The following is a 12,004-nucleotide window of genomic DNA, read 5'->3' on the forward strand; positions in this document are numbered from 1 at the left end:
ATTTTTTATCTATCTCATTTCAAAATCTATTCAATATCTGCTCTAAATTATCAGTTCTATGTTCACCTAATCAAATTTATCCAATCAATTACATCTGCTCTAAATAAAACTGTACTAATTACGTCTAATCTTATTTTTTTATTTATATATGTTCCTTTTACATCTATTCTTTTAACTTTTTCTTTTCTTAAATCTTTACATCTGTTCAAATACATCTCTTTCATTATACATGAATGCCCATCTTGTTCCAATAAACAATTTAAAAGTAGCATAATTTCGAAGGCTTGTTTAATAAAATTAATTGTTCCCATGATTATTTTACTAATATCTGGTAATAATGAAGCCATGGAGGTGTATGAATGATTACTTTTATAAAGAATTATGAGATAGAAACAATTAAAAAGAAATTTATCCTATTATATTTATTAAATGTTACAGATATTTTATTTACTCTTGTACTTCTACAAACAGGATTTTTCGCGGAAGCAAACTTTTTTATGGTGAAGGCGGTCAGCAGCCCTCTTGCCAGTGTAATGATTAAAGTCATCCTACCTGCGATCCTGCTTTTTTATATCTACCACCGTATGAAAGCAGCTAATTTAGATCAGCTGAAAGCGGCAAACATCGCAGTAAATATATCGCTCTCAATTTATGCATTCGTTAATGTGACCCATCTGGTTTGGGTTTGTCTGTTACCCTATTTCATGAGTATGTATTAAGTTGATAAGCCATCCTCAAAAGTGAAGTCACACTCCCTCGATTAGATGAAACAGTAATTATGATGAGTGCCTATGCCAAATTCAAGTATGCAATATGCAAATTTGCATGCTTTAAACATCTACCAATGATATAAAGGCTGCTGCTATAGTAAGATATGCTCCCTCCAAAGTAAACAATTTTTGTTGTTTTACTTATCTATCTAGAAGAGAACATATCGATTACATAGCAACAGCCTTTCATTTAATTATGTTATGCGATATTGGGAAGTTTTCGAATTAATTCAAATAAATCCTGGTAACTTCCATTCTTAATATGAGCAATTTCCATATTTTCAGGACAAATCAGATAGTCCGTAAGTAAAAATGTATCCATTCCGAGCTCGGCTGCACACATATCTTCCACCACATCATTCCCTATCATGATGCATTCCTCCGGTTTCTTGCCGATAATCTCAAGTACTTCCTTATAATAATCCAAATTCGGCTTTGCGTAGGAACTTACTTCATAAGTAGTAATATGATCGAAGTCCTCCGGATCTAACCCCGCCCAGGTGATTCGCTTGTGTACTGCCACTTTCGGGAATAATGGATTGGTAGCGATCGCAACTGTATATCCCTTATCCTTGAGTAGTTTGATACACTCCCTGATTAGTGGCTCTGTGGATGTGGTTGCTTTAGCAAGTTCAAACTCATTCTTATAAAAATCATCAAATATTTCTTCCAGATTCTTTGCTTCCGTTCTAATCAGTTTTCGGAATTCATTCCAAAATAATGTTTCATTCGTTGTAGTTCCATCATTTTTAATCATGAATTCTGTTCCGACCATTAATGCTTTGATAAATTCATTTGGGTCATAGCCATAGGGGATAATCTTGGCCGCAACCGCTTTAAGATATACCTCAAGAAACTTTTCCGTGCTTTGCATCGGTAAAAGAGTTCCGTCTAGATCAAAAAGAAAGGTATTCATTTTTTCCTCCATTTAGTCTGCTGATTCTATTAATCATTCGCTTAATAGTAAACTTAAATCAGACCCAGTGATTTTTAATTATCTTAACAAATGATGTGTATCAAATCAATAGATTTTTACCAAATTTCAGAATTTTCCCTAATACCTGACAAACACTTTATTGTAGAGAGGTTCTTATCCTTCACTTCCAACATAATATCTATCGTTTTATCCGGAAGTGAATTATAGTAATTTAAGAATTCCAAAACATCAATCATATCAGAATGACTCCCTGGTTTACCACCTTCTTTTTGCTGGGAATAATGAATTTTTTGCTTTCCATCCTTCTTACTCCAACTCCTCGCACAGACAGTAATCCAATCACTATCCTCTTTCATAATAGAAGGTGGATTTATTTTATGATGCAGATTATCAAATACAATAGGGGCACCCACTTCTTCATAAATCCCAACCACTTCTTCTATATTATAATTCGTATCATCATTTTCAATAACCAGACGCTTCTTGATTTCAAAAGGTAATCTATGGTACTCCTTTATAAACCTTTGTATTGAAAGACTTTTGTCTCCATACACACCACCCACATGTAAGATTAATTTTGATTTCTCATTCATGTGAAGCGAAGATAAAAATCGTTCATGATATTCCAAATCCATAACTGCACGTTCCACCACTTCCGAATTTGGAGAATTGATAATCGTATACTGCCCCGGATGCATCGACACCCGTATTCCTGCCCCATTAATCTTTTCACTTAATTGATCTAGTTCTTGTTGAAATTCCTCCCACCAATGAAGTTGATTTACCGGATGGGAGCCAAATGGAATAATATCAGAACTGATACGAAACAGTTTTATATTATTCTCTTTATTATAATCAATGATATTACTGAGCGCCTCCAGATTCATCCGAATTAATTTTCTCAAATGATCGGGTGTTGCATTTTTCAATATACATCTTGATTGTTTTGTATCCGGCACGTCTACTGTCAGACAAGCATAACCGATTGCCATCTTTTTATCTCCTTACTTTAAAAACGTTCTCTTCCATTCCATGTTCGGAGAATAATCTGTGAGATTTTCCATCCCTGCTTCTTCTTTCAGAAGCTTCATTAAGATTTTTTTCTCCTGCTTAGTAAGGAGGGTCATCAATTCCTGAAGTTCTTCTCCATAGAAGCATTCATTCACAATCTCCGACCAATCCTCCATACTGTGAACACATTCCCTGATCCGATTCAGTTTTAACGAAACGGAAGTAATAACCTGAAGTTCATCGATTAGATTTCTTAAATCTTCATCCTCCATTACTGTTTCATTAACCAGTATATCGATTTCCTCCGCTTGGTCTGGGTAAGAAATAAATATTCTATCCAATGTATCATTTTCAAGATTTTTTTCAACCCTTAATGATAAATCTTGAAGCCAAGGCTTTGTGTAGTTTACGGTATCAGAAGCAATATGAAACATTTCAACTAATTTTTCGAATGCCTTGTTTAATTCCTCTTTTCTCTCATCCATGGTTTGATTGGTTAATCTTTTTGTAAGCCATGATACATCCTTCGTTGTTAAGATAAGCTTAGTAGGTTCTACACCACTGATTACGCAACCAAGCGCATTCGTCAATGCAAGCTCGTACAGATTAATCAACATATGTTCACAATCCTTATGAAATGCTTTCATCAACCCACTTATCTCATATTCTGAGAAATTTAATAAAAACATATTCTCCATCTTTAATCGCTTGAGATATTCCAGTATATATTCCACCCCAATTAATCCTTCTACAGAATGTAAAAGCTGATAATCGATACTTCCTGCGATCTCATCAGCTGAATACTCAATATTATAATCATGAAAAAATTCTGGTATTCCTTGTAGAACAGTATCTTCCAGTGCGATGTGATTTACTTTTATCAAATTATTCTGAACCCAACCAAGAAGATCCTTTGCCTCATTCTTAAGCAAATTAATACGATCCATACCGGCATGAAACAGAGTTTTTAGATCTATGTGAGCCATTACATCTATTTTCTCATGCATATCTGGTATTGATTTAAGATACACTCCGAGACTGTATGATATTGAGCGTAAGATATCCTGCGCCTTTTCAACCGGAACTGAAGTACTTTCTCTGTTCGTGTATCGATCAATCTCTTTTGCTAAAAGTTCAACCAAAGAGAGCTGAATCCTCTCAATTTCATTCAAAGTTAATACTTTTCTTTCACTTATTAATTCAAATAAGGACTGAAAATAAGAATCCTGCTTTAATTCAAACTCTTGGATGTAAGTTATTTTAAAAATCTGATTCATTAATATTCCCCCTCATCCCAATCCAAAAAATCAATATAATTATCTTCATATCCGGTGTTTTCACGATAATACTTCTCTCCATAACGAATATCTCTACAGTAATTTTCCAGTGCAGTTGTGCTTAAGTATTCAATAGCGCCATTGCACACATTGTCAAAGTATTTTTTCATCAATTTTATTAATTCATCATCCGTGAGTTCTTCCAATGACTCATTTTTAAAATGATAAAATATATCCTGCAACTGTGACAAAATGTCAAGATAATAGTCTTGATTAATGTAAGGAGAATCCGCAAATTCAAGAATAATCTTTTGAATTACCCCTCCACCAAATTCGATTCTTCCGCTCTGTTGCAAACTTTCCTTACGATGAATTACTAATGTATTGATATCTTCTTCTGTAAGAATTAACCCATACTTTGATGAATAATCATTGCATTTTCTGACCTCTGTAATCATATGTTGGTTTAATAATGAAACCGGTAAAAGCATAAATAAATCATTCATAATAATAACCATGCCCTTCCTTATAACCTGCTAACTTTAAGCCGCAGAAACAAATTTACTTAGGAAAATATTTTTATAATCATTCATAAGTATTTTTAGAATAGGTATTGACAGCAGCAAAGATATATGATATAGTATAGTTGTGATAAAATAGTTATCATTATATACCAGCTGTTTATCTCTAATTATATGCCAATCTATTAATTAAGTCAACGTTTTATTTTTGGCTTTTTTCTACGGATATTCTAATCTTTTTTATCTTTTGAAACCCAACACAAAATTTATTAATTTATGTTTTTGTACGAATTATGACTAGATATTTCTATAATATAAAAGAGTGTTGAAAATAAATAATTATTTTTCAACACCCCTTTTTTTGTCACGTTCTTACTCATATATCACTTTCTCATCCTCCGTATTTAGATCCAGATTAACGTAGTAGGAACTTAAGGCCGTAATCTGAATTACGACTCTACCCTTAATTTTATCCCTATATTTTATTTTTAAATTTTTAAATATATCGTAAAAACTAGCATCTAGTTCAATCTCACAAGAATGATCATATTCGATGATTACCTTGGTTTCACTTTTTGTAATCATTGGAGGTTTATTTATGCTCTTTTTCTGGGTTCCGATCAGTCGTTTCAACGGACTATTCGGAAGAAGAACTTCCTTCGAAAAGGCTTGTTTATCGATTATCAGTTGCCCTCCGGCTAACATATAAGTCATCCCTCTATTACACCTCCTCAAAATCAAGATAATAACCAAAGGTGGCTGGCTTTTTTGAATTCTTCGTCATCACCCATAACGTATTCTGGTTTGCATATGGTGGCGATTCTCCATCACCATCCGTAAATATAATTAATAAAGGGATCTTTCTTTCATCAGCAAGTTGAAAAACAGGTCGAAAATCCGTACCACCCCTCTTTGATCTTTTTTGATTCATTACAAATGAGCCCAGAGGCACTGGTTCTGAACATTGTGTATCAAATCTGGTCACATACATGGAGGTACCGGTAATCTTATTAATTTCTATCAATTCATGATAGAAGGCATTTACCTGAGAATCCGATATCGATCCGCTTTCATCAATTGCGATCAATGCATTGATTCCGACGGAGCGCTTTGTCCCCGGGAGCTCTTCGTATCTTCTGGATTGTCTTTTATAGGATTTCCGCGTGATTATCTTCCCTCGTCCAGTTAAAAATCTCTTTAGTATTACTCTCCAATTAATATGAATATCCTGATATATCTCCTCTATTTGATTCTCCATTCCCTCTGGTACTTCACCCTCTGTTTTTGCATCCGAAAAGTACTGAGCCAAATTATGTTTTAATGCATTTATTTCTATGGAAGTGGCTGATTGCTCTGAGATTTTTTGTACCTGTAGCTGTTGATCTCCTTCCGAGATTAGGATACTGTCCGACGTAGAAGTAATAAAGGATAAAAACTCTTCCGAATCGGTTAAGATCGCATAATAATATTCCGCATTTTCACCTCTCCGAAATGTTCTCTTAAGTTTTTTTTCTATTCTTTCAACAGTCACACATTCCTGGGAGATATATTTTGATGGAAGTAATTCTTGTATAGCCATATCACACGCGACTGACCATAAAATATTCTCACGATTCTCTCTCCGGTATTGATGCATTAATATCACATGAAGTAATTCATGAAGTACGGTTCCGATTTTATCATTATTTGATAAGCTCTGAAACCAGACCGGATTGTAAGATATGATTAAATCGGGAATGGATGCCATCGTGATTGTAGGGATATGGTTATTTTCTACCATCGTAACCGATGAAGCAATATAACCATAGTACGGATACTCTAATAATAGCTTCATAACCACTTCTTGAATACTCATATCGTCTCCTTATTCTGCAAGCATAATATCAATCATCATTTCACTAATCGATGCAAAATTCTCAGACTGCTCCATAAATATCTCAGCGATATCTATTCGTTGTGCGGCCAGATATTTAAAAAATAGAATTTGCAATTCACTCGGTAAATCACCAACGAATGCATCTACATTTTCATACTCTATCTTTTTATTACTAAGGGCAATCACAACCTTTTTAATAATATAATTCAAAATCTCCATCCTCTTTTGTTCAATAAGATGAAGAATATCCAGTTTGACTTCTCTATAATTCGTAAGTAATAACTTCGTTGAAGGAATTTTGATATCTCTATTTTTCAAAAATCCATGGAAGGATGAGGCTGCCTGCGTTCCGACAATACCAGCCACCAACTCACGTAAAAGCCTATCTTCCAGCTTACAATTATTTAAAACCTCCTGTACCTTAGTCCATCCACGTGGAGTTGGATATTTTGATAATGCGGTCGAATCTGCAGCCTTCTTTACAATAAGTAGCATATCTGGACATGCCTGAAGATATGCCAATACATCATCATTCGGATTATTCTTTAGTGAATATAGGATATAATCTTCTAGATCAGCACTAATTTCTATTGAAATAAAACGATCAATCATCGCATCATCCAGAGAATTCACCATATAATTCATGGTATCAGGATTCATCGTGACTCCGATCGCCCAACCTTTCGCGATGTCATGACCGTTTATCTTCTTCTCTAGTAATAACGGATAAAGTACTGATACCGTGTCACTGGGAACTCTATTAATTTCTTCCAATACAAGAATTCCTTTTGGTGGATACAAACCCTCTTTAATCGCTTGTTTTGTTGGCAGAAACTGAGGAGCAAGATAAACCGTAATTCCATGATCCCTATCCTTATCCGGTAACCCCATAAAATCCGGTCCTTCCAGTGCAGCCCCATACAGACTGATATATCCTATCCCCAATTCATTTGTACATTGCAGGTAGGCTGAAGACTTCCCAATTCCTCTTTCACTAACTAATGCAGTGACACAATCGGTATTTAAATATAGTTGCTTAATACATTCTTTCGCGTCATTAATCTTCATCGCATCTCTCCATCTTTATTTTATATTTTTTTGATACTTACGAAATAATACTATTAATCATCACCATTTACTTTTATTACTATATATTTCCTTTATTTTATCCCTGTGATAATTTTATGTCAAACAACATTTTTCTTAAAAATCCATTGAAAATTTAATTCAAAAGCAATTACCAAAAATCTCAAAAAAACTCTTCAAAGGAATTTTCGTCCGTTTGAAGAGTTTTAATTAAGTTCTTACTTATAATAATGCGTCTAGCCCACGTTCCTTTGTTCTGATACGAACACATTCTGTTACTTCACTAATGAATATTTTACCGTCGCCATATTCGCCTGTTGCAGCTACCGATGTAATTAGGTCAATAATCTCTTCTAATCTTTCATCTGGAATTACAAGTTTGACTTCTGTCTTGGGTAAGGTATTCATAATTATTGTGTTACCTCTAATATATTCGGTAAATCCAAATTGATTCCCACAACCGAATACCTGATTAATTGTAATACCATTTATTTTATTCTTCAGAAGAATATCCTTAAGTGGCTCAAGGCATTCCGGTCTTATAATTGCTTCGATTTTTTTCATAAAAACACGCTCCTGTCTAAACCCTATTTAGTCCATTCCGGTAAAGGATGGGTATGCTGATTCACTATGCTCCGTAACGTCAAGTCCAAGTGCTTCTTCTGCCGGCGTTACACGTATCGGCATGAATACTTTAATTACTGATACGATAATGAAGGTTGCAACTGCAGCAAACACAATTGTTATACCGATCGCTATTAACTGTGCTACGAATAATTTTGTTTCTCCAAATACTAAACCATCCCATTGAGCTACCGGATTGATCGATTTTTGAGCAAATAAGCCGGTCGCAATACCGCCCCAGATACCTCCAACACCATGACATCCAAATGCGTCAAGTGCATCATCATAACCAAACTTACCTTTTACCTTTGTAATGAAGAAGTAGCAAAGGGGACTTACTACAGCACCTATAATTAAGGACGCCCATACCGGAACAAATCCAGCCGCAGGTGTAATCGCAACCAAACCAACCACAGCACCGGTAGCCGCACCAAGTACAGTAGGCTTTCCGTGTAAAATCTTTTCAATTAACATCCAGGATAACATCGCAATCGCTGCAGATGTATTGGTAGTAATGATCGCCTGTACTGCTAAACCATCCGCTGCTAATGCACTACCACCGTTAAAACCAAACCATCCAAACCATAAGAGGCCGGCGCCGATTACAACAAACGGAATATTATGTGGTTTATAGGATACAAGACCAAACTCTCTTCTTTTCCCTAATAAAATACAAGCTACCAAACCGGATACACCTGAGCTGATATGAACTACATTACCACCAGCGAAGTCAACGGATCCAAGTTCACGTAAGAAACCACCGTCGCCCCATACCATATGAGCTAATGGATAGTAAACAATGATTGACCAAGCTATTACAAAAATAAACAATGCGGAGAATTTCATTCTTCCTGCAAGGGAGCCACAAATTAATGCTGGCGTAATAATTGCAAACATCATTTGGAACACTGCAAATAACGATTCCGGTATTGTGCTTGAATATGCCTCATTCGGAGTTACACCAACTCCGTTAAAGAACAGATGGTTGAACCCACCGATGATTCCAGCGTGATCCGTACCAAATGAAAGGGAATATCCCACGATAACCCATAACACAGAAGCAACACCGCAAATAAAGAAACATGACATAATTGTGTTTAATGCATTCTTTCTTCTCTCCATTCCAGAATAGAATAATGCTAATCCCGGTGTCATTAAAAATACTAGTGCGGCACACATAATGACGAATGCGCTATTTCCTAAACTGATTTCCATAATAATCCGTCCTTTTCCAGTAGATTTTTATTCGGAGAAACAAATTCAGGTTACTTCTCCGATTGTGCGTTATAACGTACGCAAAAAGGCGACCTCTTTTAGATTGTCGTCTAAAAGAATGATCGCCTTTGATGAATAAAAACTAACATGAATCGACACATATGTCAATTCCTAAATTTATATTTTTTAAAAAAAGTCACAATTTTTATCATTTTCCCTTCAAAATCCAGTCAAATATATTGTATTTTTGTAAATATATGTTTAATTTCATGATTATCTACTTAATATATGTTATTATTTACCATATAGTAATCACAGTAAACTCAAGTTATAGTTGTATTAATTACAAATAGCGTTGTTATATAGGTATGATAAATTTTATTATTTACAATTACTATGTTGTTTCTAAAATGGATACAATTCTGTTCAATGATTCCTCATATTCTTCATCAGAGGAATTTTTAAAAATCAACAAGTCATCAATAACATTTGGGTCATCCAGTAATGTCGGTACGGTGAAATCACAGTCTGCAATATATTCATCCCAGTGCTCTAGCTTCCAGGTATCACGATCAGAATTACGTGCAATCATACGTTGTTTACACACTTCCTTAGCAGTATCAACCCACACTACTACAAGTCTTGCATTCTTCTCTATTAATTTTTCCTTCAGATTATTAATATAATTAATATCTCTAATCTCTTCTGTAAACGGAGCATTAATTAATACAATATCATCATAATCAAGTGCCTCTAACGCTAAAGCTACAACTGTCTCATACTCATAATCCCTGATATTATCTTCGAAGAACTTAGAACTACGGTTATACTCCTCCCCCGCTACTTGAAAGATTTGTTTGGATAATATAATTAAGGTATCTTTATCCAGGTATACCACATGTTTTAATGTTTTAGAGAGTTGCTTAGAGATAAAAGTTTTTCCACACGCCGGTGGTGAAGTAACTAGTATTAATTTTTTCATTGTAATCCTCCATTCTTCCAATATTCGCCTACCATATTAAACACTATACCACTTCATAAAATTGATATCAAGAAGTAAAGCATAACCGGTTAACAAGTGTATGCAAGTGTTTTATTTCAACTATCCAAAATCAAACATATGATTGATCAATACATGAACAAAAGATAGACAACTTTCATTCATGTTTACTTTAATTTATCATATAATGAATTGAATAAACAAGGGAGTTTAACTATGCCAAATAGCAGGGAGGAATCATCTGTCAGGAAAATGATATTAACCGGAACCGGTCAGGTAAAAGCTGATCCGGATATTGCAATACTCCGCTTTGGAGTTCAGACAAATGGGGAAGATGTTACAAAAGCACAATCAGAAAATGCGATGATAAGTCAACAAGTTCTCGACGCGATAAAAGAACTTGGCGTAACAGACATTAAAACTTTTCAGTATCAAATTGAAAAAGTCTATGATTATGAAAACGGACAACGAATAGATAGGGGTTACTCCGTAAGAAATATTTTTGAAATCAGAACAGCTGATTTAGGAAATGTCGGTTCGATTATAGATGCAGCTGTAGATAATGGTGCAAATGTGGTTGATTTAATTACTTTTGATGTCGCAAACCCAGATGTTTATTATCAGCAAGCTCTTACACTGGCATTAAATAATGCATTTCAAAAAGCGAAAACATTATCATCCAGCTTACGAATCATGTTTAATGCAGTGCCGATTAAAATTACGGAAAACACACCTGTGGTTACTCCATTTTCACCCGTATTTGCAGCAAAAGAGGCTTATACTACACCAGTTGAGCCTGGTACGAAGCAGATTGATGCATCCATCACCGTTGAATTTGCTTACTAATATATAATGTCACTCTAGATGTTAAATATAAATTCACGCAAAATCCATAGCTGCTAAGTTATAAAGTCAATATATTATAAATCATAAGGGCCATTATACTTAATTCCAATAAAGAAAGATTCCTTCCGTATCTTGGATATTAAGTATAATAACCCTTTTCTATCAATCATTACTCATTCATAATTGTTATTATTTATTGTTATTATTTAATTTTATTGAATATTAATTTTTATTGAATATTAATTTTTATTGAGTCATTTTTATTGAATATTATTTTTTCAAATCTTTATTTATAACTGTATTTTTATCTTGGTTTTATCTTGGTTTTATCTTGGTTTTATCTTGGTTTATATCTTATCTCAATTCATATTAAGATAATTATCTCAATTTTTTACCTTCAGTTAATAACTGTAGAGATTTTTCAATACGGTTTTGTCTCGTTTCTGCTTTCTTTGCGCCATCAATCCATAAAACGTATTCCCTTTTACCGGTATAAGACAATTTTTCAAAAGTATTTTTCGCTTCGCTATTGGTTAAAAAGGCCTCAACTAATTCCTCAGGTAGCTCAACAATTCTCTCCTCTTCGTCTTTTTCAATGGTTACAAGAATACGATCTCCAAAGCCCTTTCCGATCAACTTGCGGATATCTTTTGTCATACCAAGCATGTAGCATTCACCCATTCTGACAATTGACCCTCGATACTCCACTCCGTCGAATGTAGCTTTCACTTTTACACGTTTGGCTCCAAAGACACGTTCTACGTCAAAGGGAGGTTCTATATATGCTCCATTCATATCCTTATGCTGTTTAATTTCAGCTGAAAATTCCTGTTTCATATGT

The 12,004-nt window shown here is 34.4% G+C and carries 13 protein-coding genes; 2 read left to right on the forward strand and 11 right to left on the reverse strand.

The annotated features are described in order from the left end of the window. Positions 1 to 359: 359 nt before the first annotated feature. Complete coding sequence (locus AC6IWN_RS07995) at positions 360 to 719, forward strand: DUF5658 family protein (RefSeq protein ID WP_497991848.1); 360 nt, start codon at positions 360 to 362, stop codon at positions 717 to 719. 250 nt (positions 720 to 969) lie between these two features. Here AC6IWN_RS07995 and AC6IWN_RS08000 read toward each other — a convergent pair whose 3' ends face one another. The 10 genes from AC6IWN_RS08000 to AC6IWN_RS08045 all read right to left on the reverse strand — a co-directional run bounded on the left by AC6IWN_RS08000 (position 970) and on the right by AC6IWN_RS08045 (position 10,299). Then, complete coding sequence (locus AC6IWN_RS08000) at positions 970 to 1,686, reverse strand: HAD family hydrolase (RefSeq protein WP_497991849.1); 717 nt, start codon at positions 1,684 to 1,686, stop codon at positions 970 to 972. Positions 1,687 to 1,802: 116 nt separating this feature from the next. Continuing rightward, entirely contained in the window at positions 1,803 to 2,699 is an 897-nt protein-coding gene (uvsE, locus tag AC6IWN_RS08005; RefSeq protein WP_497991850.1) for a UV DNA damage repair endonuclease UvsE, read from the reverse strand. Positions 2,700 to 2,711: 12 nt separating this feature from the next. Then, entirely contained in the window at positions 2,712 to 3,995 is a 1,284-nt protein-coding gene (locus AC6IWN_RS08010) for a DUF6179 domain-containing protein (RefSeq protein ID WP_497991851.1), read from the reverse strand. After that, the gene (locus AC6IWN_RS08015) at positions 3,995 to 4,501 is read right to left on the reverse strand and encodes a DUF6323 family protein (RefSeq protein WP_497991852.1); all 507 of its coding nucleotides are present in this window, start codon (positions 4,499 to 4,501) and stop codon (positions 3,995 to 3,997) included. The genes AC6IWN_RS08010 and AC6IWN_RS08015 overlap by 1 nt, the downstream gene beginning before the upstream one ends. 387 nt (positions 4,502 to 4,888) lie before the next feature. Further along, positions 4,889 to 5,230 carry a hypothetical protein gene (locus AC6IWN_RS08020; protein ID WP_497991853.1) on the reverse strand — a complete coding sequence of 114 codons (342 nt, stop codon included), beginning with the start codon at positions 5,228 to 5,230 and terminating at the stop codon, positions 4,889 to 4,891. 7 nt (positions 5,231 to 5,237) lie between these two features. Further along, a complete protein-coding gene (locus tag AC6IWN_RS08025; protein WP_497991854.1) occupies positions 5,238 to 6,371 on the reverse strand; it encodes a vWA domain-containing protein in 1,134 nt (377 codons plus the stop codon). Between the two features lie 9 nt (positions 6,372 to 6,380). Next, positions 6,381 to 7,460, reverse strand: a complete 1,080-nt coding sequence (locus AC6IWN_RS08030) for a P-loop NTPase family protein (protein WP_497991855.1) — start codon at positions 7,458 to 7,460, stop codon at positions 6,381 to 6,383. 240 nt (positions 7,461 to 7,700) lie between these two features. After that, complete coding sequence (locus AC6IWN_RS08035) at positions 7,701 to 8,042, reverse strand: P-II family nitrogen regulator (RefSeq protein WP_497991856.1); 342 nt, start codon at positions 8,040 to 8,042, stop codon at positions 7,701 to 7,703. A 27-nt stretch (positions 8,043 to 8,069) separates the two neighbouring features. Continuing rightward, positions 8,070 to 9,317 (reverse strand): ammonium transporter, encoded by a 1,248-nt coding sequence (locus tag AC6IWN_RS08040; protein WP_497991857.1) that lies wholly within the window; start codon positions 9,315 to 9,317, stop codon positions 8,070 to 8,072. A 394-nt stretch (positions 9,318 to 9,711) separates the two neighbouring features. Continuing rightward, entirely contained in the window at positions 9,712 to 10,299 is a 588-nt protein-coding gene (locus AC6IWN_RS08045; protein WP_497991858.1) for a P-loop nucleotide/nucleoside kinase family protein, read from the reverse strand. 234 nt (positions 10,300 to 10,533) lie between these two features. Here AC6IWN_RS08045 and AC6IWN_RS08050 point away from each other — a divergent pair, with 234 nt between their 5' ends. Beyond that, positions 10,534 to 11,163 carry an SIMPL domain-containing protein gene (locus AC6IWN_RS08050; RefSeq protein ID WP_497991859.1) on the forward strand — a complete coding sequence of 210 codons (630 nt, stop codon included), beginning with the start codon at positions 10,534 to 10,536 and terminating at the stop codon, positions 11,161 to 11,163. 378 nt (positions 11,164 to 11,541) lie between these two features. On the opposite strand, the gene AC6IWN_RS08055 is transcribed toward AC6IWN_RS08050, so the two are convergent. Further along, the gene (locus AC6IWN_RS08055) at positions 11,542 to 12,000 is read right to left on the reverse strand and encodes a DUF1905 domain-containing protein (RefSeq protein ID WP_497991860.1); all 459 of its coding nucleotides are present in this window, start codon (positions 11,998 to 12,000) and stop codon (positions 11,542 to 11,544) included. Between the last annotated feature and the right edge of the window lie 4 nt (positions 12,001 to 12,004).

This window comes from Variimorphobacter sp. HTMS_6, from assembly GCF_059717775.1.